Below are 25,461 nucleotides of genomic sequence, written 5' to 3' on the forward strand. Positions count from 1 at the left end.
CCCTCTTTTGACCGGGTAACCCGTAGGGCTCAGAGGTCCGCGGTGGTTCTGGACTACTCTGTGGGTTCGATTTCCCCGAGCGGTACGGGAGTTCTGTGCGGTCCACATCGTTCCAGGCGCGCATCATCGGCTTGGCGAACGTCGTGGTCGTGGTGACGGCGATCATCGGGCTCCTGCTGATCTCCGGAGAGCCCGCCCCGCCACCCTCGGCGTTACCCCAACGCGCCACGCCCGCGCCCACCGCGCCCACCACAGCGGCCACCGAGGCGACGCCGCCGCCGGGAATCGTCGCCACGCCCGAGCTCGCCCGCGAGGTCAAGGCCAACGAGCTCGGCAAGATCCCGGTGATCATGTACCACCGGATCGTCAAGAAGCGGCAGGCGTCCATCGACCGCACCCCCGCCCAGTTCAGGAAGGAGCTGGACAAGCTCGCCCGGCAGGGGTACGTGCCGATCAGCGCCAGGGAGTTCGCCGCCGGCGACATCCGGGTGCCGGCCGGGAAGTTCCCCGTCGTGCTCACCTTCGACGACGGGCACCCCAGCCACTTCGGGCTCGACGTCCACGGCAACGTCAAACCCGACACGGCCGTGGCGATCATCCTGGAGACGGCGGCCAGATATCCCGACTTCCGGCCCGTGGCCACGTTCTGGATCAACCACACGCCGTTCGGCCTGCGGACCGAGCAGGAGCAGGCCGCGGCCGTGCGCTGGCTGGCCGGCAACGGGTTCGAGGTGGCCAACCACACCTGGGGCCACCCCAACCTCCGGGCCGTGCCCACGCGGACCGTCCGCAAGCAGCTCGCCAAGCTGGAGCGCCTGCTCGTCCGCCTGGGCGCCGGTCCGGCCAAGACCATGGCGCTGCCGTACGGGTCCATGCCGCGCAAGAAGAAGGCCGCGCGCTCCGGCGCGTGGGAGGGCACCCGATACGCCTTCGACGGGGTCTTCCTGGCCGGGGCGGAGCCGTCGCTTTCGCCGTACGCGAAAAAATTCGATCGTGGCGCGATCCAGCGGATCCAGAGCAACGGCAAGAAGGGAGAATGCCGCAAGTGGTGCTCGCAGCACTGGCTGGAGTGGCTGGACAAGCATCCCCGTGAGCGGTACGTCTCCGACGGCGACCCCGGGCGGATCTCCGTCCCGGCCCGACTTAGGGGTAATATCGGGGCCAAGCGCGGTCTCCTGATCAACAGCTACTAGATGTGGCGAATGTCCTGGCCGGATTGACCCCGCCGCTCTGGTCTCATATGCTGATCGCTGCGCTGTGGGCTCGCGCGCGCCTCAGACGGAGCGGGCTCGCGCTCGGTCTCGTCGATGTCGTAATTCCTCGGCTTGATGCGGAAGAGGGCCTGCCGCGCGTCCGCCACATCGACATCCTGTCCGCGTTCGGAGCAATTCCACACATGACGTCCAGCACTGAGGCCACCTCGAGCACCCCGCAGGTAGCGGTCAACGACATCGGGTCCGAGGAAGCCTTCCTCGCCGCGATCGACGAGACCATCAAGTACTTCAACGACGGCGACATCGTCGAGGGCACCGTCGTCAAGGTCGATCGAGACGAGGTCCTTCTCGATATCGGCTACAAGACCGAGGGAGTCATCCCCTCGCGTGAGCTTTCGATCAAGCACGATGTCGATCCGGCTGACGTCGTGGAGGTCGGCGAACACGTCGAAGCCCTCGTTCTCCAGAAGGAGGACAAGGAGGGCCGCCTGATCCTGTCCAAGAAGCGTGCTCAGTACGAGCGCGCCTGGGGCACGATCGAGAAGATCAAGGACGAGGACGGCATCGTCACCGGCACCGTCATCGAGGTCGTCAAGGGTGGTCTCATCCTCGACATCGGCCTCCGCGGCTTCCTCCCGGCGTCCCTCGTCGAGATGCGCCGTGTCCGCGATCTGCAGCCGTACGTCGGCCGCGAACTCGAAGCCAAGATCATCGAGCTCGACAAGAACCGCAACAACGTGGTCCTGTCGCGCCGTGCCTGGCTGGAGCAGACGCAGTCCGAGGTTCGCCAGACGTTCCTCAACACCCTCCAGAAGGGCCAGGTCCGCAAGGGCGTCGTGTCCTCGATCGTCAACTTCGGCGCCTTCGTCGATCTCGGCGGCGTCGACGGTCTGGTCCACGTGTCCGAGCTGTCCTGGAAGCACATCGACCACCCGTCCGAGGTCGTCGAGGTCGGCCAGGAGGTCACGGTCGAGGTCCTGGACGTCGACATGGAGCGCGAGCGCGTCTCCCTGTCGCTCAAGGCGACCCAGGAAGACCCGTGGCAGCAGTTCGCCCGCACCCACCAGATCGGCCAGGTCGTGCCGGGCCGCGTCACCAAGCTGGTGCCGTTCGGCGCGTTCGTCCGGGTCGAGGAGGGCATCGAGGGCCTGGTCCACATCTCCGAGCTGGCCGAGCGCCACGTGGAGATCCCGGAGCAGGTCGTCCAGGTCGGCGACGAGATCTTCGTGAAGATCATCGACATCGACCTCGACCGTCGCCGCATCAGCCTGTCGCTGAAGCAGGCCAACGAGGGCGTCGGCGCCGAGGTCGAGTTCGACCCGACCCTCTACGGCATGGCGGCCACCTACGACGACCAGGGCAACTACATCTACCCCGAGGGCTTCGACCCGGAGACCGGGGAGTGGCTGGAGGGCTTCGACAAGCAGCGTGAGGAGTGGGAGCGGCAGTACGCCGAGGCCCAGACGCGCTACGAGGCCCACCGCAAGCAGATCGAGGAGGCTCGCAAGGCCGAGGCCGAGGCGGGCGAAGCGGCTCCCACGTCCTACGGCGAGCCGCAGGGTCAGCAGGGCGGCGGCCAGTCGGCCCCGGCCGGCGGCGCCCTCGCCTCCGACGAGGCGCTGGCGGCCCTCCGCGAGAAGCTCGCGGGCGGCCAGAGCTGATCTCCTGGCAGCACGTCACCGAGAAGGCCCCGCACGGCATCGTGCGGGGCCTTCTCGCGTGCGGACGCCGAGATCGCCCTGACGGCGGCGAGGAGGCTCCCCGGGCCTTCGCTCGGAGGACGTGCCGTCCGGGCGTCACGGGAGCTTTCAGGGGCGTGGGGAGGGCGGCGACGCGTGTAGGGTGCTCGGCGTGGAGATCCAGCGGGCCAGGGCGGAGGACGCCGGCGAGATCCTGACCCTCCAGCGCGCGGCCTACGTGAGCGAGGCCCAGCTCTACGGTGACCCGTACATCCCGCCGCTGGTGGAGTCCGTCCAGCAGGTCCGCAAGGCCATCGAGACCGGCCTCGCGCTCAAGGCCGTCGAGGCCGGGCGGATCGTCGGCGCGGTGCGCGGCGCCCTGTCGGGCACCACCTGCCTGGTGGGCCGGCTCGTCGTGGCGCCCGACCGGCAGGGGGAAGGGCTGGGGACGGCCCTGCTGCGGGCGCTGCACGACGAGGTCCCGGAGGCGACGGCGTTCGACCTCTACACCGGCCACCTGTCGGAGGGCAACCTGCGCCTCTACCGCCGCCTGGGCTACCGCGAGACCCGCCGCGAGCGCATGGACGATCACCTCACCCTCGTCCACCTGAGGCGCTGACCCACCGGTAGGCTGCCGCTGTGCTGAAGATTGGGCTCACCGGCGGCATCGGTTCGGGCAAGAGCGAGGTGTCCAAGAGGCTGTCCGCCAGGGGCGCCGTGGTCATCGACGCCGACAAGATCGCCCGCGAGGTGGTCGAGCCGGGCACCCCCGGCCTGGCCCGGGTGGTGGCGACGTTCGGCGAGGAGGTGCTCCGCCCCGACGGCTCGCTCGACAGGGAGAAGCTCGGCTCGATCGTCTTCGCCGACCAGGAGAAGCTGGCCGCGCTCAACGCGATCGTGCATCCCCTGGTGGGGGAGCGGGTCGCCCGGCTGCAGAGCGAGGCGCCCGACGACGCGATCGTGGTCTACGACGTGCCGCTGCTGGCCGAGAACGGCCTGGCGGGCATGTATGACGTGGTCATCGTGGTCGACGCGGCCGACGAGGTGCGCATCGCCCGCCTGGCCGACCACCGCGGCATGGCCGAGCACGACGCTAAGGCCCGCATCGCCGCCCAGGCGAGCCGCGAGGACCGGCTGGCCGTGGCCGACGTCGTGATCCCCAACGAGGGATCGCTCGACGACCTGGACGCCCGGGCCGACGAGGTCTGGGCCGAGCTGCTGGAGCGCGCCGCCCGGGGTTAGAACGGCGAGTCCAGCGGCACCTGGCGCACCCCCGGCAGGTAGGCGTCCAGCTCTCCCAGCTCGAACCTCGACATGCCGACGACGTGCCAGAACTGCCCCGCCGTCTCGCCGTGCACCTTGTAGCGCCCGTCGGGGGCGAGCGCCGCCCAGCCCTCCGGCAGCCCGAGCAGCGTCACCAGCCGCTCCGCGCCCTGCCACAGGATGACCGCCCCGTCGTCGCCCGCCGTGGCCAGCAGGTCGGAGACCGGGCTGAAGGCCACCGACCAGACCCGCCGCGCGTGCCCTTCCAACCGGTGCAGCAGCCGCCCCGACTCCGCGTCCCACACCCGCACGGTCAGGTCGTCGCCGCCGGTCGCCAGCCGCTCTCCGGACGCGTCGAAGGCGACGCTCCACAGCCGGCCCCGGCCGCCGTCGAGGGTGTGCCGCAGCAGCGGATGCCACGGCTGGCCCGGCCGCAGCTCCCACACCAGGGCCCGGCCGTCGTTGCCGGCGCTCGCCAGCAGGCGGCCCGACGACGAGAACGCCACCGCGTACACCCGGTCGGTGTGCCCGTCGAGGGTGGCCACCCGGCCGCCGGACTCCACGTGCCAGATCCGTACGCGACGGTCGTCGCACCCGGTGGCGACGTAGCGGCCGTCGGGGCTGAAGGCGATCGAGCGGACCCGGCCGCGGTGGTCGGCCAGGTTGGTGACCAGCCGGCCCGTGGAGCGCCACCAGACGCGCACGCTGTCGTCGTCGTTGGCGGTCGCCAGCATGGTGCCGTCGGGGCTGAACGCCTCGGCCCACACGTGGTCGGTCTCGGTGTTCAGCTCGCGCTCGTACTCGTGGGTCGTCACGTTCCAGAAGTGCACGCCGCCGTCGTTGCTGGAGGCGGCGAGCAGCGGGCCCGCGGGGGAGAACAGCGCGGAGATGAGCCGGTCGGAGGTGCCGGTGAACTCGGTCAGCTTCCGCCCGGTGCGCGGCTCCCAGATGCGGACCACGCCGTCGTTGCCGCTGGTGGCCAGCATCGTGCCGTCGGCGCTGAACCGTACGGAGGTGATGCGCCTGCCGTGGCCGCGCAGCACTCGCTGGCACTTGCCGGACACCGGGTCCCACAGCCGCACGGTGCCGTCGTTGCTGCTGGTGGCGAGCTGCCCGCCGTCGGGCCGCCACGCGAACGGCCACACCGAGCTGCGGTGGCCGGTCAGCTCGGTGCGGTGCGGGCCGCCCACGGTCTGCAGCCGGACCACGCCGCCGGAGTCGCCGGTGGCGAGCGTGTGCCCGTCGGGTGAGAACGCCACCTGGTAGACGGCCGCCGCGTGGGTGGTGTGCAGGCCGCGGAACTCGCCGGACGTCTCCCACAGCCGCACGTCGCCCGAGGTGTCGCCGGTGGCCACCAGCGAACCGTCGGGGGAGAACGTGACGCAGTAGATGCTGCCCCGGTGGCCGGTGAGCGCGTGCCGCCGCTCCCACGTGCGGGTGTCCCACAGCCGCAGCGTGCCCGCCTCGTCGCCGGTGGCCAGCAGCGCGCCGCCGGGGGCGTGCACGGCCCGGTAGACGCCGCCGCGGTGCCCGTCGAGCGTCGTGACGAGCTCTCCGGACGTGAGGTCCCACACCCGGACCACGCCGGCCGAGTCGCCCGTCACCAGCGCCGACCCGCCGAACGAGGCCGTGTAGACCGGGGCCTGGTGGCCGGCCAGCAGGTGGACGGACTCGCCCGTCGCGGTGTCCCACACCCGGACCACGCCGTCGCCGCCGCCCACCGCCAGCAGTTCGCCTGTCGGGCTGAGCCGCACCGGCCAGGCGCCGTCGGAGTGACCGGTCAGCGTGCGCAGCCGCTCACCGGTCAGCGCGTCCCACAGCACCACGGTGCCGTCGCTCGCGCCGCTCGCCAGCAGGCCGCCGGCGAACGAGACCGCGTACACCCGCCCGGAGTGCCCCTGCAGCGTGCGCACCGGCAGCCCGCCGACGCACAGCAGCACCCCGCCGTCGTCGTGGCCGATCGCGATCGTCGCGCCGTCGGGGCTGTAGGCGATCGGCTCGGGCAGCCGGCTGGTCTGGAAGTGATAGCCGTACGGGACCCCGATCTCGGCAGGCGCCAGCTGGGTCTCCACCGGCTGGCCGGGCACCACGGCGGCGCCCGGCAGGCGCGGGAGCGTGCCGCGCACGTCGATCAGCGCGGCCCGGTGCCAGCGGGCGCCGGACACGGCCGCGTCGCTCAGGTCGGTCCTGGCCAGCCGCGCCCCCGACAGGTCGGCGCCCGTCAGATCGGCGCCGGCGAGCACCGCGCCGTCCAGCCTGGCCCCGACCAGGCGGGCGTCGCGCAGCACCGCCCTGGACAGGTTGGTGCCGGCCAGCGTCGCCTCGGTCAGGTCGGCGCCGGTCAGATCGACCTCCCGCAGGTCTCTGGCCGACAGGTCCTCACCCTTGAGGTTCGCGCCGCGCAGGTCGGCCCTGGCGGGGGTGCGCAGCCGGGCGGCGATCTTGACGGCGTTCGCCCTGGCCACGTCGTCGGCGGGCGGGTCGGCGACCCACGCGCGCAGCGCCCGCACGTCGGCCAGGTCGCACAGGAACTCCACGGTCAGCGCCGACAGCGGCCGCCGCGACAGCACCGCCGGCGCCTCCAGCGTCGCCGCGACGTGGCGGGCGATCAGCCATTCCATCACCGAGGCGTGGATGAACCCGAACATGCCCTCCTCGGTGCGGACCATCAGGCTGCCCGACCCCATCGCGTACGCGGTGTGCGCGGGGGTGAGCTGGCCGCCCGCCAGGTCGGCCAGCGTTTCGGCGATCTCGGTCAGCTCCTCGACGCCGAGCAGCGACTCGCCGGTCTCCCACAGCCGCAGCGCCAGCGCCGTCACCGCCTGCCACAGCTCGTCCTTGGTCAGCGCCGCCGCCGAGCCGGGCATCCTGGCCCGGTGCTCCTCGAAGGCCAGCCAGGCCTCCAGGATCTGCTCGTACAGCAGCGCCGGGCTGATCGTGTGGCGGGCCTCGGCGACCGTGCGCAGCCGCTCGGCGTCCAGGTCGGCGATGAAGGTGAGCATGCGCGGGTTCCTGGCCAGCGCCAGCAGGTCCTCGATGCCCTCCATCAGCGACATGCGGGCGGCCGCCTCGTCCTCGCGGGCGAACCGGTTGTGCAGGTAGGAGCGGATCTGGTCGCGGGTGAAGTTCTCCAGCCCGAGCACCCGCCGCTGCGGCAGCACGCCCACCATCTCGCCGAGCGAGGTCAGCACCTGGCTGTGCGACTTGAAGTGTTGCGTGCGGCTGGCGACCACGATCTTCGCCTTGTCCTCCGCCGCGGCCAGCAGCGTCGCCAGGTGGTCGGCCGCCCGGTCGTAGGTGAGCCGGGTGACCAGCTCGTCGAACCCGTCGAACAGCAGCACGATCCGCCCCTGGCGCAGCAGGTAGCGGAACGCCTTCAGGTCGATGACCTCCTCGCCGTGGTTGGCCAGGTGGGCCGCCACCAGCCCGTCGACCGAGTGGGACTTGTCCAGGGCGCGCAGCTCGATGAGGATCGGCGTCAGGTGGGGCAGCTCGGCCGGGATGCGCCGGGCCAGCTCGCGCAGCGCGAACGTCTTGCCGTGGCCGAAGTCGCCGAGCAGCAGCAGGAACCGGCCGTGGTCGGCCGACAGCAGCCGCATCAGCTCGTCGGTCAGGCCCGGCCTGACCTGGCCGCCCGGCCGGTCGAGCTCGCGGTAGCGCTGCGGCACGTACAGATCGGGCGGGTAGCGGCGGTCGGTGGTCAGCCTGGCCGTCTGCTCGGCCACGTAACCGGACAGGTCGAGCAGGCCCTGGAACTCGGTGAAGCTGCGCAGCCGCACCCCGCGCCGCATCAGGTCCTCACGCAGCGCGCGTGGCGGGGGCGGCCCCTGGTAGACCAGCTCCGCCGCCAGCTCCGTGGCGTGCGCCTGCCGCACGAAGGCCGTCGCGTCCTCGGCCGTCAGGTCGCCGACGTGGGCGCCGATCATCGTCTGCCGGACGAACCCGTCCTCAGGATGGGTGACCACCAGGTGCTCGCGCAGCCGGCGGATCCTGGCCCGCTCGTGCCTGGCCTCGCACACCTCGGTGATCCGGTCGAGCAGCAGGTCGACCGGGCTCGGCTGGCGCCCGTCGGGCTGTCCGGGCCCGGCCGGCGGGGCGGGCAGCCGCGCGGGGGGCGTCTCGCCCGCGAACGTGGCGCGGGCGGCCCGCCAGGCCCTCGGGGACCGTTCCGGCTCGCCGCCGTCGGGCAGCCACATCCTGACGCCGCCGGAGGTGATCTCCACGACGTGGTGGCGGCCGGAGCGCGGCGCGGCGACCGCGAGCTCGCCGCCCTGCCCGCCGCTCTGGAAGAGCAGGTTGAGCCGGTGCGCCAGCAGCCGGTCGTACGCGGGCGCGTCGTGCAGCGCGTCGGGCGGATGGCCCAGCACGCCGAGCCGCAGCCACGCCCGCTCCTCGTAAGGGCGCAGCCGCTCGGCGAACCAGGCCGCCTGCGCCTCGCCCAGCATCGCGTACGCGTGGCGCTCGAGATGACTCATGGCCATGGTCGAGTTGAGCCCGGCCACCACCACCTTCAGATCGGGCACCTCGAACAGGGTCCACGGCTGCCCGCCGTCGAACACCCGGTCGTCCAGCCCCTGGTAGACCTCCTCGAACAGGCCGGCGAAGTGGCGCCACTTCGGCCAGTAGGGCGGCTGCGGGCGCACGTCGTCGGCCTCGCACGTCATGAAGTAGGCGCTGGCCGCGGCCTTCGTCACGTCGCGCGGCCCCGGCACGATGACCAGCCGGTGCGGCTCCAGCCCGATCAGCATCCGCAGGTCGGTGACGAACCGGGTGGCCTGCCCGAACTGGCCGAGGGTGCCCGACTCCGTCAGGTCGCCGCTGACCACCATCAGGTCGGGCCGCGGCATCCCCCGGTCGTACATGGAGGTCAGGTCGGCCCAGATGCGCGCCTGCATGTCTTCCGGCGTGAACGGCTCACCGGGGTCGGGCAGCGCCCGGCCGAAGCGCGGACCGCCGATGTGGAGCACGCTGACGGACTCGCGCGCCGGATGCGGGCCCGTGGCGGGCGGGAACTTCGGCGCCGACACCGGCGTGCGGCGCGCCCTGGACCGCTCGCCGGGCGGCGGCAGCGAGGGCGCGGGACCGGCGACCGTCCTCGTGCCGGTGGGGAACGCCGGCGCGGCCTCCGGCTTGGCCCGGCCCGCCAGCGCCTCGCGCACCCGGCCCAGCAGCAGCGCCCTGGCCTGCCCCGCGTCGGTGACGCCCAGCAGGTCGACCCAGGTGATCGTGGACAGCAGCCCTTCGAGCCGCACGTCCTCCAGCCGGATCGTGACCAGCTTGTTGGACGGGTTGTCGGGATCGGCGCGGAGCGCCGCCTGCCACTCCATCCGCCCGTAGCGCGAGCTCAGGTAGTTGCGCGAGAGCACGGCCACGACCAGTCCGGCCTCGCTGACCCCGCGGTCCATGAAGTCGATGAAGTTGGTGCCGGGCACGAAGTCCCATGCCTGGATCATCGTCCGGTAGCCGGCCGCCTCCAGCTCCCAGGCGATCCAGGTGGCCCACGCCGTGTCGGCGGGGGAGTAGCTGACGAAGATCTGGGTCGGCCTGCCGTCACGCGCCATCCGTCCAGTATCACGCGTGGGATCGGCCTTTCGCAGCCCGTGTGCGATCATCGTCCTCGTGTTGCGTCGTCTTGGCGTGCTCGACTGGATCAGGATCGGGCTGCTCGCGCTCGGCCTGCTCTTCGTGGCGACCGGCCTGCTCCCGCTGCCCGACGCCGCCGAGAGCCTGGCGGAGATCGGGCCGCTGCTGGTCTTCCTGGTCGGCATCATCGTGCTCGCCGAGCTGACCAAGGAGGCCCAGGTCTTCGACGCCATCGCGGCCAGGGTGGCGGTGCTCGGCCGCGGGAACTACGTCGCGCTTTTCCTGCTCTGCACTGCCTTCGCGTCATTTATCACGATATTTCTGAATCTCGATACGACTGCCGTCCTCCTCACCCCCGTCATGCTCGCCCTGGCGTCCCGGGCCCGCATCGCCGCCCTGCCGCTGGCCATGACGACCATCTGGTTCGCCAACACCGCGAGCCTGCTGCTGCCGGTGTCCAACCTGACCAACCTGCTCGCCATGGACGAGATCGGGCTGTCGCCGCTGGAGTTCGCCGCCCGCATGTGGGCGCCCCAGCTCGTCTCGATCGTGGTGACGATGGCGTTCCTGTGGGCGTTCTTCTGGCGCCGCGGCGAACGCCGTGAGCTGCGCTACACCCCGCCCGTGCTGCAGCCGGTCGGCGACCGCGTGCTGTTCGGCGCCGCCTCGGCCGCGTGCCTGCTGTTCATCGTGGCCCTGCTGGCCCGGGTGGAGGTCGGCGTCGCCGCGGTCGCCGCGGCGCTCGTCGTGGTGGTCGCCTTCGCCGTGCGCGACCGCGCCCGGCTCACCTGGGGGCTGGTGCCCTGGCAACTGCTCGTCTTCGTGACCGGGCTGTTCCTGGTGGTGCCCACGCTGAGCCGCTACGGGCTGGCCGACCTGATGAACTGGCTGCTCGGCACGGACCGCGACCCGTACAGGACCGCAGCCGTCGGCGCCGGTCTGTCCAACGTCATCAACAACCTGCCCGCGTACAAGGCCGTGGAGGAGGTCATCCCGCCCGGCGACCGCGGCCAGCTGTTCGCCCTGCTCGTCGGCACCAACGTGGGGCCGGTGATCACGCCGTGGGCGTCGCTGGCCACGCTGCTCTGGTTCGAGTCGTGCCGCCGCCACGGCCTGCGGGTGCCGATGCGCCGCTTCCTGCTCACCGGGGCCGGTCTGGCCGTCGTCGGGCTGGTCACCACCACGTGGGCGCTGGTGACTTTCGGATAGTCCCGAACGAGCCGTCAAGGTCCGCGACAATGGGCGCCATGCCCGAATCGCGAAAGATGACCATCGCAGCGCTCGCCATGATCATGGCGCTGGCGGGTTGCGGCGGCGCCACCGACGCCTCCGCCCCCTCGGAAGCGGTGCCCTCCACGGCGTCCGCCGACACCCTCCCGGCCACGGACGACGCCTCCGCCCTGGCGGTGCGCCAGGTCAAGCTGGAAGTGCTCGGCAAGGGCACCTCCGCCCAGCCGATCGTCTACCACCTCGACACGAACGGCACCGAGAACGACGCGGACCTGCCCTGGTCGAGGACCGCCGAGATCGAGCTGACCGCCGCCGAGCAGAAGGCCGGCCGGCTGATCACCCTCGTGTCAGGGTCCGTACGGGACGCGAACGGCCAGTTCCAGCCCGCCGCCTGCCGGATCACCGTGGACGGCGAGAAGGTCGCCTCCGGCAAGGGCACGTGCGAGCACCTGCTCAAGTAGTGCGCCGGAGCTTCACCGGCCGGGGAGGGCGGCGGCGCCTGCGGCGCTCGTCCTCCTCCGGAACCTGCTCCGACGGGCGCGGCCCCACCACGACCGCGAACCACGGATGGGCCCAGTCCTTCCCCCGCTCATTGGTCATGCCGTCACCAGCCGATTCCGGAAGGCGGCCGCACGGATCCGCTCGGGGGTAAAGGCGTCGGACGGTTGCGCAGCGGAGGCGAAGAGCACCCGCGCCGGCTCGCTTACGGTCACATCGGTCAGCATGGTCGCCATGGTGATCTCTCCTTTCCCTGCGGTGCCGCTTCCAAGCACCCTCTTCATCGACATCGACATCGACGGCAGACGGAAGTCATCGACCTTCCCACCTCGCCGGATCGTCAGCTGACAAGGGCCAGCAGGCCCGGCAGGGCCTTGGGGTGCGCGGCCACGAAACTGCGATCTCCGGCGCCGCCGTCGATGCTCTCCTCGAACGGCCCGCCGTCGAGCGCCCGGATCTCGATGCCCGCCTCCTGGGCGATCAGCGCCCCGGCCGGCAGATCGATCGCCTCCGCGCGGTAGCCGACGATGCCGTCGATGTCGCCACGGGCGAGCATCACCCACTGCAGCAACGGGGCCCACAGCTGCAGCACTCGTCTGGCGCTCAGCTCCAGGGCCGACTTCAGCAGGCACGCTCTGGCGTCTTGCCTGCTCACAGCATACCCCTGGGTCCAAGCCAGGAGCGGCCCGTGCGGAGAGGGCCGGTAGGACGCCGACAGCCGCGACCCCGACGGGGCCAGCGCGCCGCGGCCCTGGATCGCCGACCACGTCCGCGCCGTCACCGGGTCGTGCACCACGCCGAGCACCGGCCGGCCGACCCGGCACAGCGCCAGCCCGACCACGTAGGCGGGCAGGCCGATGGCCACGTTGTTGGTGCCGTCGAGCGGGTCGACCAGCCACGTCCACTCGCCGCCCGAGGCGCCCAGCAGGCCCGACTCCTCGGTGATCACCGAGTGTGACGGGAACGCCGTCAGGATCCGGCCGGCCAGGAGCTCCTCCGACGCCAGGTCGAGATCGGTGACCACGTCGCCGGCGTCGCCCTTCTGGCGCACTCCGACCTCGCCTCGGGTGCCGTCCAGGAGCAGCGCCCCCGCGGCCTCGGCGGCCTCGACGGCGACCGCGCGGGCGTGATCCAGATCCATCGGGAACCCCTCAGCTCAGGTGGGCGGCTATCAGTCGGACGGCCAGCGCCGTCTCCGCGGTGTCGAGCGCCTGCCTCGGCACGTGGTGGCCGCCCGTGCGGAGCGGGCCGAGCGACAGGTCGCGGCTGCCCGGACGGCTCCGGCCGAGCGCGATCGTGGCGGTCTCCCCGCCCTCGGGGACGACGCTGCTGTGGAAGCGTCCTGACGGCAGCGTGTAGGTGTCGCCGGGCCCGAACACCTCCACCAGGCCCGTCTCGTGACGGACGGTGCGCGGGGTGGGGGAGATGCGGTCGCCGCCCGGCCCGCTGACGACCTCGAACACCCGGTGCGTGGCGTCGTGACCGGCGTCGGTCACCACGGCGTGCACATTGCGCACCTGGCCGTAGAGGACGTGGCTGACCAGGTCCCAGCTGTGGCAGTGGATCTGCGAGGTGGTGCTGCGCGCGGGCGCCAGCGAGTCGGACCACAGATGGATACATACCCCCTCGCCGCCGTCGCGCTCCAGCGGCAGGCAGACGAATCCGAGCGGGTGGCGCACGCCGCGCAGACCGTCACCGGAGATCGCCGCCAGAGCCCAGGCCCTGGCCTCGCCGCGCGCGAGCCGCTGGAAGACGCCGCCGTAGCTCATGGGACCGCCGTCTCCCGCAGCGGCTCGCCATAGGGGTCGACCGCGCGCAGCGCCTTGCGGGCGATGTCGACGACGTCGCGGCCGTTGTAGGTCTTGGGCAACGGCACGCCGATCCGCTCGAACAGGTCCTGCACCTCCTCGATCGTGGGCTCGTCGCCGAGCTGCACGCTCCGGTACTTGTCCAGCGGGACCCGGCGCGCCTGCTCGAAGCTGAGCCGCAGCTCGGTGTCGCAGTTCTCGTAGTAGAAGGTGCCGGCCAGCGCCGTCATCGCGCGGTTCGGGTCCTCGACCGTCATGATCAGGCGGCTGCTGGACAGGTCCCAGCGGAACGTGGTCATCGTCGACGACAGGCCCACCCCGATGTCGAGCAGCCCGTAACGCTGCCGGTGCCAGAACGCCGCCAGGATGGTCGCGTACGACTCCTTCCTGACCCGGTCGGTGGTCCACCGCTCGCCGGTGCCGTCGGGCAGGTCGGACAGCGACCGCCGGTAGTGCGCGTACGTCTCGCAGACCTCGACGTCGGCCGGGTCGATCACCTCGATGCGCACGGTCAGGTGGCGCTTGTCGCGGCGGGCGGCCGCCACGCACGCGGGCAGGGTGACGGCGCGCAGGTAGGTGCCGGTGCCGCCCTTGAAGCTCCACCGCGTGGTGTCCTCGCGCGCCTCGGCGTGCGCCTGCGCGATCTCCTGCGAGCTGCCCAGCACCCGGACGAGCTGCAGCGCGTCCAGCGCCTTGCGGGTACGGTCGACCAGCGACTCGATCTGCTCCAGCCGGTCGAGCCTGGTCGGCAGCCGGCCGAGCACGTCGGAGGTGATGGCCTCCATCGGCGCCTGGCGGGCCCGGTCGCGCAGCAGCGCGGTGGCCACCAGCGCCAGGATCACCAGCGTCGCGGCGCTGACGAGCTGTGTCTGCACGGTGGCGCCGTTGTCGCCGAAGATCTCGTCGGGCATGATGCCGAGCACGCCCACCACGACGGCCAGTAGCAACGCGATGGCGACGTCGGCGTTCTGGACCGCCCACGGCGCGATCCGTTTCAACGCCCCCACGAACCGTGCCATCGCTGCCCCGTCCGACGAACAGTCAGTCCCGCCGTCATGGTAACGACGCTGCCAGGCCAGGGGCTAGCACAGGGAAAGCGCGTCCCCCGTACCGTTTAAGATCGACGGCCATGACCATCGACCCGGAGACCCTGGGCTACTACGAGCAGGGCGGCGAAGTGACCCGGCTCCGTGAGGGCGTCGGGCGGCTGGAGTTCTGGCGTACGCAGGACGTGCTGCGCCGGGTGCTGCCGCCGGCTCCCGCCAGGGTTCTCGACGTGGGGGGCGGTACGGGCGTGCACGCGGAGTGGCTGGCCGCCGACGGCTACGACGTCGAGCTGATCGACCCGGTGCCGCTGCACGTGGCGCGGGCCGAGCGGCTGCCGGGGGTCACCGCGCGGCTGGGCGACGCCCGCTCGCTGCCCGCGCCGGACGGCGGGGCCGACGCGGTGATGCTGCTGGGGCCGCTCTACCACCTGACCGAGCGCTACGACCGGGTGCGGGCGCTGGCCGAGGCGCGCCGGGCGGTGCGGCCCGGCGGGGTGGTGGTGGCGGCGTTCATCAGCCGTTTCGCCGGGTTGCACGACGGGTTCGCCCGCGGCTTCGCGCTGCGGCCGGAGCATCTGGCGGCCGAGTACCACGCCGCGGAGACCGGGCTCATGGTGTCCCCTAGGGAGGGAGGGTTCCGGGGCTTCTTCCACGACCCCGACGAGATCATCGGGGAGTTCGCCGACGCCGGGCTCGCCGAGCCCGTCCGGTACGGGCTGGAGGGCGCGTTCTGGCTGTACGGCGACATCGACGTGTGGCTGGACGACGAAGGGCGGCGCGAGCTGCTGCTCGACGCCGCCCGTCGGCTCGAATCGGTGCCGTCACTGCTGGGCGTGAGCGGCCACCTGCTGGCGGTGGCCAGGAAGGGCTAGAACCAGCCGCGCCTGCGCGCCATCGACTCCAGGCCGCGCTGGAGGGCCTGGTCGACGCCCGCAGGGTGCTCGTCGTGGCGGACGGTGAAGCGGTTGTAGGTGTCCTGGCCGGCACGCAGGAAGCCGTCGCGCTGGTCGGCCTCCAGGATGACGTCCATCTGCCGCGGGCCGGCGATGAACGTCAGCTCCAGCTCGTTGAAGTGGCGCCGCCACGAGCCGCCCGCGTAGTACTCGATCTCCTGGAAGAACGGCATCGTCGACCCGTGCAGCGTGCCCCGCTCCAGGTCGGCCTTCTTGAACCGGAAGCCGAGCCGGTCCAGCGCGGCGAGCACGTGGTCCTGGGCCGGGAGCGGGTTGACGAACAGCGGGTCCAGGTCGCCCTTGTCGAGTGCGCCGGCGAGCGCGAGCTCGGTGTGCACGCCGAGCCGCATGCCGTGCAGCGGGTGGCCGCCGATCGCGCTGATCGGCGTCTCCCACGGCACCAGGATCTCGAACGGCTGCCGGTGCTCGGCCTTGGCCGCCAGTTGCAGCGGGCCCGACACCTGCTGGCGCAGGAAACTGTAGGTCGTCTTGTACTCGCTGTCGCCGGACTCGACCTCCACCACGGCCGTCAGGTCGACGGTGATGGCCTCCACCTTGTAGTCGGAGCCGCCGCCGCGGAAGTGGACCACCCCGCGCAGCGGTTCGCCGGGGCGGACGCTGGCGTTCGACAGGACCGTGTCTACCTCGACGCCCGCGCCGAACGCGGCCATCAGCTTGCGGAACACCATGGGGGTTCTCCTATGTGGTGGGTGGTTGTGCCCCGAGGCTCCTGCCGTTGGCCGAGATCCGGGGGAGCAACTGGGCCAGCAGAAGCGTGGACAACGCGGAGTCGCCGCCGCCCTGCTGGGTGCGGACCACCAGCGGCTGCGGGGCCTTCTCCGCGAGGGTGGCGCCCACGTCGAGGCGCCTGCGGGCGAGCTCGTACTGGAGCACGGCCCGGTTGTCGCGGTAGGAGTCGGCCAGCCGGCGCAGCGCCTTGGCCTCGTTCTCGGCGGCGGTCAGCTCGGCGCGGCCGCGTGCCTCGATCTCCCAGCGCACCCGCTGCGCCTCGGTCTCCTGCTCCTCCAGCATCCGGGCCACGTCCTTGCGCGCCGTGTTGTGCGCGGCCTTGACCTCGACCACGCGGGCGTCGCGGGTCTTCTTGGCCCGCTCGATCTCCATGAGCAGGGTGTCGATGCGGCGCTTGCGGGTCAGCTCCCACTCGCGCTCGTACGCCTGCAGCTCCTTGGCCACCTTCTCGCGGGTGGACAGGTGCTGCTGGTACTGGTCGGGCAGTTGCACGTCGGGGATGTTGGCGCCGGTGACGCGCACCCCGTAGCGGCCGAGCTGGCGGTTGAGCGCGTCCTGCATGTCGCCCACGTCCGAGCCGCGCAGGTCGTAGGCCCGCTCGGTGTTCACCCTGCGGCTGCGCTGCCGGATCGCGTCCTGCACGGCGCTGGACAGCACCAGGTCGAAGTTGCCGGCGCCGATCGTGCGGACGAACGCCACCGGGTCCACGATGCGGAACTTCAGGAAGAACTCGATCGACTTCAGCGGCACGTTCTCCGCCGTCGGGCAGGCCACGATCGGCGCCGAGTACGGGATCTCGGTCGAGGTGTCGACGACCGCGTCCACCCGGTCCCAGGGCAGCCAGAGGTAATGCCGGCCGGGAGGCAGCGTGGAGACGATCGCGCCCCAGCGGCTGCGCACCCCGGTGGTGCCCTCCTCGATCTCGATGATCGCCCGCCGCCACATCGTGAGCAGCGCGACGACCAGGAAGAACAGCGCGGCCAGCGCGGCGAGGACGGTCCAGTCCGTCAGCACCGCCATGCCGGCGAAGTAGACGGCCAGGAAGATCAGGATCATCCAGCTGAAGCCGCGCCGGTCCTTGGGGATGACGACGGGCACGAGCTGGCCCTGCTCGCCGCCACGCAGCAGCTGGCGGATCTCCGACCAGGACGCCAGCGACTCCTTGATCTTCGAGAACTCGCGGCTCATCGCTCGACCTCCGTGGTGATCTCCAGGTCCGGGGCTTCCGTGACCTCGTCGGCGACCCGCTTCAGCAGCGCGTTGATCTCCGCCTCACGACCGGACACGCGGGTGCCGATCTGCTGCAGCCTGACGCGGATGGCGGCCATGTCCTCGGGCGTGAACAGCACCGCCTCCTTGCCGCCGACCAGGCTCTGGGCCAGCTGGAGGAAGTCGATGTCGCTCTGCTCGCCGACGTGCACCACCTGCGGCAGCCGGTTCGCGACCGACTCCAGCTTGTCCAGCAGGTCCTGCTGGAAGCGGTAGTCGAGGATCTCCGGCGCCTCGGCCGCGCTCAGCGCCCGGATGTCCAGCGCCTGCGCCTCCAGCAGCGCCGAGTTGGCCTTGGCCTCGGACTCGGCCTCGACCAGGCGCTGCCTGGCCTGAGCGGTGGCCTGGTGGGTGGCCCGCTCCAGCGCGGTGTCCATCCGCGCCTGGTAGCCGGCGATCTCAGCCTGGATGGCGCTCAGCGTCTCCTGCAGCCCGGCCAGCTCCTTGACCAGGTCGCCCTCGTTCTGCTCCTTGCGCAGGTTGAGCTCGTACTCGTAGGTGTAGGCCTCCTTGGCCACCCGGACCATCTCGGGGGCGGCCAGGTCCATGCGGTACTCCTGGCTGGAGGGCTCGGCGTGGGTGATGTTCACGTCCGTGAGCCGCACCGCGGGCAGGAACTGCTGGTTCAGGCTGTCGAGCATGCCGTGCGTGCTCTCGCCGACCAGGTCGTAGATCTCCTCGGCGCGCTGGGCGTAGATGAGGGAACGGGTGACCTCGCTGATGGCGTTCTGGAGCTTGGACTGGAAGCCGCTCACCGAGCCGAGCACGAAGATGAACTCGGCCGGGTTCTCGATCCTGAACTGCAGGAACAGGTCGACGCTGGCCTTGACGCCCTGCTGGGTCGGCGCCTCGCTGATGGGCGCGTTGAAGGGGTACTCGCGGGTGGTGTTGACGATGTAGCTGACCCGCTTCCACGGGTTGAACAGCGTCACCCGGCCCGGGTCGGCGATGTGCACCAGCTTGCCGAACTGGGTGATCAGCGCCTTGCAGCCCTCCGGCACCATCACCACGCTGCGCCGCCACCACAGGAACGCCGCGGCCAGGACCAGGACCACCCAGTAGTGGGGGCCGAAGAACAGGTCGGTGTTCGGGATGACGTTGCCGAGCGCGCCGATCAGGCCGAGCGCCACCAGGATGACCAGGGGGACGACGACCTTGGCGGTGCCGCTCTTGGGGATCACCACGGGCGAGATGACGTGCATGCCGTTCTCGGCGAAGCTGCGGTTGACGATCTCGCCGGCCTCGTTGAGCGAGGCGGTGCGCGCCTCGATCAGCGTGCCGACCGACACGCCGCCGTCACGGGCGGCGGCGAAGTCGTGCGGGTTGAGCGCGAACCCCTGGACCTGGTTGGTGTATTGCCCGGACTGCTGGACGACCTGGCCCATGGCCTGTCCGACAGCCTGACGTACGTTTCCTCCTTGGGCGACCGCTTGGGCTACGCCCTGGCCCGCCTGCCTCAGGGCCTCTCTGGGTCGTGACATGAAACCTTCCTCTTCCGCTACAAGCGAATTCAGACCGTATCGGGTGAGGCTTGCCATCTGCTTGCAAAGCGGTGTCGTACGTCTATTGCCATAAGTAGTAGTCGTGCTATGAATGTAGTAGTCCTACTACATCGGAGGGGGTCATGAGCACCACCAGAGAACTGGACGGTGACCTCAATGTGACGAACGAGGGCACCGCGATCGAGGTCAGTGGCCTGCGCATGGCGTACGGCGACAAGGAGGTGCTGCGGGGCGTCGACTTCGCCGTCGCGCCCGGCGAGGTGATCGCCCTGCTCGGGCCGAACGGCGCGGGCAAGACCACCACGATCGAGATACTCGAAGGCTTCCGGATCCCCTCCGGCGGCCGGGTGCGGGTGCTCGGCACCGAACCGGCGCGCGGCGGCGAGGCGTGGCGGGCCAGGATCGGCGTGGTCCTGCAGTCCTGGCGCGACCACGGCCGCTGGCGGGTGCACCAGCTCCTGCACCATCTGAGCCGCTACTACGTGCCGTACGCGAAGCCCGGGCGGCTGCCGCTCGACACGGCCGACCTGATCGAGGCGGTCGGCCTCGGCAAACACGCCGGTCAGCGCGTCAGCCGGCTCTCCGGCGGCCAGCGGCGCCGCCTCGACGTCGCCATCGGCATCGTCGGCCGCCCCGAGGTGCTCTTCCTCGACGAGCCGACCGCCGGCTTCGACCCGCAGGCCAGGCGCGACTTCCACGACCTCGTGCACCGCCTGTCGGACCTGGACGACACCACGATCCTGCTCACCACGCACGACCTCGACGAGGCCGAGAAGCTCGCCGACCGCATCCTCATCCTGGCCGGCGGCAAGATCGTCGCCGACGGCAGCCCCGACAGCCTGACCCGCCAGGTCTCCCGTGATGCCCAGGTGCGCTGGAGCCGCGACGGCGAGCACTTCGTGCACGCCACCGACGACGCCACCGCCTTCGTCCGTGGCCTGTTCGAGCAGCACGGCAGCGGGATCACCGACCTGGAGGTGCGCCGGGCCACCCTGGAGGACACCTACATGGCCATCGTCAAGAGGGAGGAAGCGTGAACCCCACGCTGCACGCCGCCCGGCTGGGGCTCACCCGCGGGTGGATGGAGTTCAAGCATCAGGTGACCAGCGCGCAGGACATGGGCTTCACCGTGGTCACCACCGCGGCCTTCGTCGTCGTGCTCTACTTCCAGCGCGACGCCACCCTGCCCGGCACCGGCCTCTCCCTGGCGGCGGCCACGCTGCCCGGCCTGCTCGGCCTGATGATCCCGATCAACGCGCTCATGGGCGCGGTGGGCACGCTCTCCGTCGAGCGTGAGGACGGCACCCTGCTCAGGGCCAAGGCGCTGCCCCAGGGCATGGTCGGCTACCTCGCCGGCAAGGTCGTCGTGCTCTCGATCTCCACCCTGGCCTCCCTGGTGGTGCTGCTCGTCGCCGGGCTGTTCCTCGTACCGGAGCTGGCCGGCACAGGGGTGGGCGGCTGGCTCACCATCGCCTGGATCACGGTGCTCGGCCTCCTGTCGGCGCTCCCGCTCGGGGCGGTCATCGGCGCCGTGGCCGGCAGCCCGCAGGCCGCCGGCGGGCTGGTGATGCTGACCGTCGGCGGGCTCACCGCGATCTCCGGGATCTTCTACCCGATCACCGCGCTGGCCGGCTGGCTGCAGGGCTTGGCCCACGTCTTCCCGCTCTACTGGCTCGGCCTCGGCATGCGCTCGGCGCTGCTGCCCGACGCGGCCGCCGCCGCGGAGATCGGCGGTTCGTGGCGCCCGGTCGAGACCACGCTCGTGCTCGTCGCCTGGGCCGTGGCCGGGCTGGTGCTGGCCCCGCCGATCCTGCGCAGGATGGCCAGGCGCGAGTCCGGCTCGCTGATGGAGCAGCGCCGTCACCGCGCCATGCAGCGGATCGGCTGAGAAGATGGGCGACGATGAGCGAGAACGTCTACAACCGCATCGCCCTGCTGCGGGCCGAGCGTGGTGTCACCCGAAGGCAGCTCGCCGACGCCCTGGGGGTGCACTACCAGACGATCGGCTACCTGGAGCGCGGCGAATACAGTCCCAGCCTCTACCTGGCGCTGCGCATCGCCGGATACTTCGAGGTGCCCGTGGAGGTCGTCTTCTCCACCACGCCGTTCCCGCGCATCGGTGAGCGATCGGCCTGACGGTTTATGTCAGTGGCTGCGCCTACAGTGGGCAGTATGCGTCCGGTCACAGATTTGCAGCGGAAGGTGGCGCCGTTCGAGGTCGTCACCGAGATGACTCCCTCGGGCGACCAGCCGACGGCCATCGCCGAGCTGGAGCGCCGCGTCAAGGCCGGGGCCAAGGACAGCGTGCTGCTCGGCGCCACCGGCACCGGCAAGACCGCCACCATCGCGTGGCTCATCGAGCGCCTGCAGCGGCCCACCCTGGTCATGCAGCCCAACAAGACGCTCGCCGCCCAGTTCGCCAACGAGCTGCGCGAGATGCTGCCCAACAACGCGGTCGAATACTTCGTCTCCTACTACGACTACTACCAGCCCGAGGCCTACGTCCCGCAGAGCGACACCTACATCGAGAAGGACTCCTCGATCAACGACGAGGTCGAGCGGCTGCGCCACTCGGCCACCAACTCGCTGCTGACCCGCCGCGACACCGTCGTGGTCGCCTCCGTGTCCTGCATCTACGGCCTCGGCACGCCGCAGGAGTACGTCGACCGCATGACCCGGCTGCGCGTCGGCATGGACATCGACCGCGACCGGCTGCTGCGCCGCCTCGTCGACATGCAGTACACCCGCAACGACCTCGCCTTCACCCGCGGCACGTTCCGGGTCCGCGGTGACACCATCGAGATCATCCCCAAGTACGAAGAGCTCGCCGTCCGCATCGAGATGTTCGGCGACGAGATCGAGAAGCTGTCCACCATGCACCCGCTCACCGGCGAGGTCATCACCGAGGACGACGAGCTCTACATCTTCCCCGCCTCCCACTACGTGGCGGGCGAGGAGCGGATGTCCGCCGCCGTCGCCGGCATCGAGGCCGAGCTGGCCGACCGGCTCGCCGAGCTGGAGCGGCAGGGCAAGCTGCTGGAGGCGCAGCGGCTGCGCATGCGCACCACCTACGACATCGAGATGATGCGCCAGATCGGCACCTGCTCCGGCATCGAGAACTACTCGCGCCACATGGACGCCCGCGAGGCCGGCAGCGCGCCCAACACGCTGCTCGACTACTTCCCCGAAGACTTCCTGCTGGTGCTCGACGAGTCCCACCAGACCGTGCCGCAGATCGGCGCCATGTACGAAGGCGACGCCTCCCGCAAGCGCACCCTCGTCGACCACGGCTTCCGGCTGCCGTCCGCGCTCGACAACCGGCCGCTGAAGTGGGAGGAGTTCCTGGAGCGCATCGGGCAGACCGTCTACCTGTCCGCCACCCCCGGGCCCTACGAGCTGGGCCGGGTCAAGGGCGACGTCGTCGAGCAGGTCATCCGGCCCACCGGGCTGGTCGACCCCGAGGTCGTGGTCAAGCCGACCAAGGGGCAGATCGACGACCTGGTGCACGAGATCCGCGAGCGGGCCGAGCGTGACGAGCGGGTGCTCGTGACCACGCTGACCAAGAAGATGGCCGAGGACCTCACGGACTACCTTCTGGAGCTCGGCATCCGGGTCCGCTATCTCCACAGCGAGGTCGACACGCTGCGCCGCATCGAGCTGCTGCGGGAGCTGCGCAGCGGCGAGTTCGACGTGCTCGTGGGCATCAACCTCCTGCGTGAGGGGCTCGACCTGCCCGAGGTGTCGCTGGTCGCCATCCTCGACGCCGACAAGGAGGGCTTCCTGCGGTCCGAGACGTCCCTCATCCAGACGATCGGGCGGGCGGCGCGTAACGTGTCCGGGCAGGTTCACATGTACGCCGACAAGGTCACGCCGTCGATGGAGCGGGCCATCGACGAGACCAACCGGCGGCGGGCCAAGCAGGTCGCCTACAACAAGGCCAACGGCATCGACCCGCAGCCGTTGCGTAAGAAGATCGCCGACATCCTCGACTCGTTGCAGCGGGAGGACGCCGACACCCGGCAGCTCATGGGGGGTGGGCGGTCCCAGTCGCGGGGCAAGGCCCCGGTGCCGGGGTTCGCCGCCAAGGCGGGGCAGCATGCCAAGGCGATCGCGGGGGAGATGCCTCGGGCGCAGATGGAGTCGTTGATCGACTCGTTGACCGAGCAGATGCATCAGGCGGCTGCCGACCTGCAGTTCGAGGTGGCGGCTCGGCTTCGTGACGAGATCAAGGAGCTCAAGCGGGAGCTTCGGGACATGCGTGAGGCTGGGGTTCGCTGACTCTCGGCCTTTGTGTCGCTGTGGTGAGCGTTTCCGCTTTTGTGTCGCTTCTGTGAGCTTTTCGGCCTATGTGTCGCCGTCGTGGGCGTTTCGGCTTTTGTGTCGCCTCTGTAGGCTTTTCGGTCCTTGTGCTGCGGGGGTGTCCTGGTCTTTGTGCCGCTGCGGTGGGCGGGCGACCCGGCCTCGCGCGATTGCCCGGGGTCTGGTGGTCTTCGCCTTCGGCGTGGGCCGGGCGCGGGGGTACCTGGCACGGTCTTAACTCGGCCGGGTCGCCCGCCCACCTCCGCTTGCCCCTCTCCGTCCGTCCGGACTCGCGCCGTAGTGGTGGTTGCCGTTTTTGCGGCTGCTTTGCCGCCGATGCTGAAGCTTTGGCTCACCTCGTGCTCGGGTGCCCGCCGTAGCTGAAGCTTCGCTTTCCGGGCCATGTGAGCGCTGGTCGTCGTAGCTTTCCGGGCTCCGGTACGGTCAGCCGCGGCGTTTTTTGCGGCGGTCGGCGCGTTGCTTCTTGGCGGTGCGGGGAGGAGCGCCTGCCGGTTCGCCGAATTTCAGGGAGTCGAGTCGGCGGCGGGCCGCCGCCCAGGCCACGCCGAGGAGCGCCAGCGGGAGGAGCCAGAGCCAGGCCGTGTGCCTGAAGGACACGATCGCCGCCACCGTCGGCTCGCGGAGGCTGGTGGCCAGGACGTCCACGGTGACGGCGCCGGCGTGGTAGGTGTCTGGGTCGCTTACGTCGATCACGCGTTGTTCGCGTCCTCCGGTGATGGCGCGGGGCTGCGAGGCCGGGGTCGTGGTCTCGACTCCCAGCCGGGGGAAGCGCAGGGTGATGGACGGGCCGGGGCGGGGGCGCAGGGTTACCGTCAGCTTGTCCGCCGGCGGCTTCGTTCCGCCGGTCAGGTGGGCTATGGCGGATTGGTCCTCGGGGAGTCCGCGGGTCGGCTCGATGAGTGGTTCCTCACCCTTGACCTCGGCGGGGATGGGGATGCGGTGGGTGACCGACGGTGGCCAGCCGCTCGGGGTCGGTTGCTGGGGCCCCGCCGTTCGCTGCGACGTGGGCCCGTTCCCGATCTCCGTCTGGTCAGGTGGCCGTGCCGCCTGTGATCCTGCCGATGCTCTCCTTGGCGGCCTGGTCGAAGGATTGCGCGACCAGGGTGCCCAGGGGGTTCTGGGCTGCCATCTCCTGGGCGCGTCGGCGTTCCGGTTTCGGCAGGTTCTTGGGGAGGAGCTTGCCCGCGTGGGCCAGGGAGACGAGTGCCGAGACGCGGGCGTCGGGCTCGGCTCCGGTCAGCACGGCTCTCAAGCGGTCGTGGAGTGCCGCTCTTGGCGCCGGGCTGGTCTCAGGGTAGACCTCCTCTTTGAAGATGCGCAGGTAGCGGCGGGTTTCTGCAGTGATCAGGCCTTGGCGTACGAGCGCGGCCAGTAATCGGGTGCGGCGCTCCGGTGTGTACATCGAGACCCACCAGTCGGTGAAGGCCGGGGGTGGGCCGCTGTGGGCTGTCAGGTGGTGGAGTGTCTCGTCCAGTTCGGGGTTGCCGGTGGGCTCGGGGTCGCGTACGTGTTGGTGGCCGTTCTCCAGGGCGAGTCTGTCCATTGACGACGAGTTCGGCGAGCACGGCGGCGCTCAGCGTGTGGTCCAGCATCTCCTGGTTGACCGAGACCACGCCGTCGGGGCGGAGGGCCAGCAGGAGGAGCTCTTCGGCGATGAGCGGCTTCATGGATCCAATCTGGCGCATCGCGAGCCGGCATGGGCACCCGAAGCCTCTGGAGGATCGCCCGGCGAGTGGCCCGGGAAACTGCGAGGAGGCGGCTGCCGAGGAACGGCTAGGGTGCGGGGATGCGGCGGTGTGCGGGGTGCGGGTTGTGGGAGCCGGCCGGGGCGCCGGGGTGTGTGAAGTGCGCTCGGGTGGTGGACGGACTCGTCGAGGAGGGGTGGCGGGAGTTTCTGCGGGGGGAGTTCGGAGGGCTCTCCGCTGAGGAGGAGAGGGGGGTCGCCGAGATGGTGATCGACGAGCTCGACCGGCATCTCTGGCGGGTGGTCGACGCCGCCTATGACCGGCTGGTCTGCGGGGAGTGCGGGGGAGCGCTCAGCCGGGGGGTCGCCGGGTGCGCCACGTGTGATCGGGCGCATGGTTACCGGTACGCGGCGGTCGAGGTGGATCGGCCGGGGGTGGTGCCGGGGAACGAGCATGCGCTGCGGGTGAACGTGTCGGTGGTGCGGCGGCCGTACGGGATCTCCGAGAAGGAGTTGCTGGCGCGGCGGCTGTCGCTGCCGATCCTGCTGGAAGGACATCTGCCGACCATCGAGCAGGCGCAGGCGGCCCGGGCCGTTCTCAACAAGGGCGGATCGGCCGAGGAGTACGCGGCCTTCATCTATCAGGAGTGGAGTTAGCGGGG

The 25,461-nt window shown here is 71.0% G+C and carries 23 protein-coding genes; 12 read left to right on the plus strand and 11 right to left on the minus strand.

The genetic code is table 11. From position 1 onward, the window contains the following. Positions 1 to 95: 95 nt before the first annotated feature. The 4 genes from AB0K05_RS06850 (at position 96) to coaE (ending at position 4,135) form a co-directional block, all read left to right on the plus strand. On the plus strand, positions 96 to 1,193 hold the full coding sequence (locus tag AB0K05_RS06850) for a polysaccharide deacetylase family protein (RefSeq protein WP_364227298.1): 1,098 nt from the start codon (positions 96 to 98) through the stop codon (positions 1,191 to 1,193). Between the two features lie 203 nt (positions 1,194 to 1,396). Continuing rightward, positions 1,397 to 2,875: a 30S ribosomal protein S1 gene (gene rpsA, locus AB0K05_RS06855; RefSeq protein WP_148032607.1), complete on the plus strand. Its 1,479-nt coding sequence runs from the start codon at positions 1,397 to 1,399 to the stop codon at positions 2,873 to 2,875. 190 nt (positions 2,876 to 3,065) lie between these two features. After that, on the plus strand, positions 3,066 to 3,512 hold the full coding sequence (locus AB0K05_RS06860) for a GNAT family N-acetyltransferase (RefSeq protein WP_261808659.1): 447 nt from the start codon (positions 3,066 to 3,068) through the stop codon (positions 3,510 to 3,512). Between the two features lie 20 nt (positions 3,513 to 3,532). Further along, entirely contained in the window at positions 3,533 to 4,135 is a 603-nt protein-coding gene (gene coaE, locus AB0K05_RS06865; RefSeq protein ID WP_148032605.1) for a dephospho-CoA kinase, read from the plus strand. Here the strand turns inward: coaE and AB0K05_RS06870 are convergent. Next, complete coding sequence (locus AB0K05_RS06870; RefSeq protein WP_364227303.1) at positions 4,132 to 9,717, minus strand: TIR domain-containing protein; 5,586 nt, start codon at positions 9,715 to 9,717, stop codon at positions 4,132 to 4,134. The genes coaE and AB0K05_RS06870 overlap by 4 nt on opposite strands. 58 nt (positions 9,718 to 9,775) lie before the next feature. Between AB0K05_RS06870 and AB0K05_RS06875 the strand changes: the two genes are divergently transcribed. Together AB0K05_RS06875 and AB0K05_RS06880 are read left to right on the plus strand one after the other, a co-directional pair. Beyond that, positions 9,776 to 10,948, plus strand: coding sequence for an SLC13 family permease (locus tag AB0K05_RS06875; RefSeq protein ID WP_261808658.1), 1,173 nt, complete (start codon positions 9,776 to 9,778; stop codon positions 10,946 to 10,948). A 38-nt stretch (positions 10,949 to 10,986) separates the two neighbouring features. Further along, a complete protein-coding gene (locus AB0K05_RS06880) occupies positions 10,987 to 11,430 on the plus strand; it encodes a hypothetical protein (RefSeq protein ID WP_271278543.1) in 444 nt (147 codons plus the stop codon). On the opposite strand, the gene AB0K05_RS06885 is transcribed toward AB0K05_RS06880, so the two are convergent. The 5 genes from AB0K05_RS06885 to AB0K05_RS06905 all read right to left on the minus strand — a co-directional run bounded on the left by AB0K05_RS06885 (position 11,423) and on the right by AB0K05_RS06905 (position 14,294). Then, a complete protein-coding gene (locus tag AB0K05_RS06885; protein ID WP_187281245.1) occupies positions 11,423 to 11,569 on the minus strand; it encodes a hypothetical protein in 147 nt (48 codons plus the stop codon). The genes AB0K05_RS06880 and AB0K05_RS06885 overlap by 8 nt on opposite strands. Continuing rightward, on the minus strand, positions 11,566 to 11,703 hold the full coding sequence (locus AB0K05_RS06890) for a hypothetical protein (RefSeq protein WP_187281244.1): 138 nt from the start codon (positions 11,701 to 11,703) through the stop codon (positions 11,566 to 11,568). Before AB0K05_RS06890 ends, AB0K05_RS06885 begins: the two co-directional genes overlap by 4 nt. Before the next feature lie 104 nt (positions 11,704 to 11,807). Continuing rightward, a complete protein-coding gene (locus AB0K05_RS06895; RefSeq protein WP_271278544.1) occupies positions 11,808 to 12,608 on the minus strand; it encodes an inositol monophosphatase family protein in 801 nt (266 codons plus the stop codon). Positions 12,609 to 12,618: 10 nt separating this feature from the next. Beyond that, positions 12,619 to 13,236, minus strand: a complete 618-nt coding sequence (locus AB0K05_RS06900) for a hypothetical protein (RefSeq protein ID WP_148032601.1) — start codon at positions 13,234 to 13,236, stop codon at positions 12,619 to 12,621. Further along, positions 13,233 to 14,294 carry a hypothetical protein gene (locus AB0K05_RS06905; RefSeq protein ID WP_246639253.1) on the minus strand — a complete coding sequence of 354 codons (1,062 nt, stop codon included), beginning with the start codon at positions 14,292 to 14,294 and terminating at the stop codon, positions 13,233 to 13,235. The genes AB0K05_RS06900 and AB0K05_RS06905 overlap by 4 nt, the downstream gene beginning before the upstream one ends. A gap of 110 nt (positions 14,295 to 14,404) precedes the next feature. Here AB0K05_RS06905 and AB0K05_RS06910 point away from each other — a divergent pair, with 110 nt between their 5' ends. Beyond that, positions 14,405 to 15,193, plus strand: a complete 789-nt coding sequence (locus AB0K05_RS06910; RefSeq protein ID WP_271278545.1) for a class I SAM-dependent methyltransferase — start codon at positions 14,405 to 14,407, stop codon at positions 15,191 to 15,193. Here AB0K05_RS06910 and AB0K05_RS06915 read toward each other — a convergent pair. The 3 genes from AB0K05_RS06915 to AB0K05_RS06925 are packed head-to-tail and all read right to left on the minus strand — an operon-like array spanning position 15,190 to position 18,774. Then, on the minus strand, positions 15,190 to 15,963 hold the full coding sequence (locus tag AB0K05_RS06915; protein ID WP_271278546.1) for a sporulation protein: 774 nt from the start codon (positions 15,961 to 15,963) through the stop codon (positions 15,190 to 15,192). The two genes, AB0K05_RS06910 and AB0K05_RS06915, sit on opposite strands and share 4 nt — an antisense overlap. Before the next feature lie 10 nt (positions 15,964 to 15,973). Further along, the gene (locus tag AB0K05_RS06920; RefSeq protein WP_148032599.1) at positions 15,974 to 17,212 is read right to left on the minus strand and encodes an SPFH domain-containing protein; all 1,239 of its coding nucleotides are present in this window, start codon (positions 17,210 to 17,212) and stop codon (positions 15,974 to 15,976) included. Next, positions 17,209 to 18,774: an SPFH domain-containing protein gene (locus AB0K05_RS06925; RefSeq protein WP_148032598.1), complete on the minus strand. Its 1,566-nt coding sequence runs from the start codon at positions 18,772 to 18,774 to the stop codon at positions 17,209 to 17,211. Before AB0K05_RS06925 ends, AB0K05_RS06920 begins: the two co-directional genes overlap by 4 nt. Positions 18,775 to 18,917: 143 nt before the next feature. On the opposite strand from AB0K05_RS06925, the gene AB0K05_RS06930 reads away from it, so the two are divergent. The 4 genes from AB0K05_RS06930 to uvrB are packed head-to-tail and all read left to right on the plus strand — an operon-like array spanning position 18,918 to position 23,073. Next, complete coding sequence (locus AB0K05_RS06930; RefSeq protein ID WP_187281243.1) at positions 18,918 to 19,832, plus strand: ABC transporter ATP-binding protein; 915 nt, start codon at positions 18,918 to 18,920, stop codon at positions 19,830 to 19,832. Further along, complete coding sequence (locus AB0K05_RS06935) at positions 19,829 to 20,683, plus strand: ABC transporter permease (protein WP_271278547.1); 855 nt, start codon at positions 19,829 to 19,831, stop codon at positions 20,681 to 20,683. Before AB0K05_RS06930 ends, AB0K05_RS06935 begins: the two co-directional genes overlap by 4 nt. A 14-nt stretch (positions 20,684 to 20,697) precedes the next feature. Further along, positions 20,698 to 20,931, plus strand: coding sequence for a helix-turn-helix transcriptional regulator (locus AB0K05_RS06940; protein WP_148032597.1), 234 nt, complete (start codon positions 20,698 to 20,700; stop codon positions 20,929 to 20,931). 36 nt (positions 20,932 to 20,967) lie between these two features. Beyond that, positions 20,968 to 23,073 carry an excinuclease ABC subunit UvrB gene (uvrB, locus tag AB0K05_RS06945; protein ID WP_148032596.1) on the plus strand — a complete coding sequence of 702 codons (2,106 nt, stop codon included), beginning with the start codon at positions 20,968 to 20,970 and terminating at the stop codon, positions 23,071 to 23,073. Between the two features lie 465 nt (positions 23,074 to 23,538). On the opposite strand, the gene AB0K05_RS06950 is transcribed toward uvrB, so the two are convergent. After that, on the minus strand, positions 23,539 to 23,808 hold the full coding sequence (locus AB0K05_RS06950) for a hypothetical protein (RefSeq protein WP_271278548.1): 270 nt from the start codon (positions 23,806 to 23,808) through the stop codon (positions 23,539 to 23,541). Between the two features lie 337 nt (positions 23,809 to 24,145). After that, positions 24,146 to 24,658: a GPP34 family phosphoprotein gene (locus tag AB0K05_RS06955; protein ID WP_364227314.1), complete on the minus strand. Its 513-nt coding sequence runs from the start codon at positions 24,656 to 24,658 to the stop codon at positions 24,146 to 24,148. Between the two features lie 315 nt (positions 24,659 to 24,973). Here AB0K05_RS06955 and AB0K05_RS06960 point away from each other — a divergent pair, with 315 nt between their 5' ends. Next, complete coding sequence (locus AB0K05_RS06960) at positions 24,974 to 25,456, plus strand: hypothetical protein (protein ID WP_271278550.1); 483 nt, start codon at positions 24,974 to 24,976, stop codon at positions 25,454 to 25,456. The last annotated feature ends 5 nt before the right edge of the window (positions 25,457 to 25,461 follow it).

It is taken from the genome of Nonomuraea sp. NPDC049486 (genome assembly GCF_040676925.1).
Taxonomy (GTDB): Bacteria; Actinomycetota; Actinomycetes; order Streptosporangiales; family Streptosporangiaceae; genus Nonomuraea; species Nonomuraea ferruginea.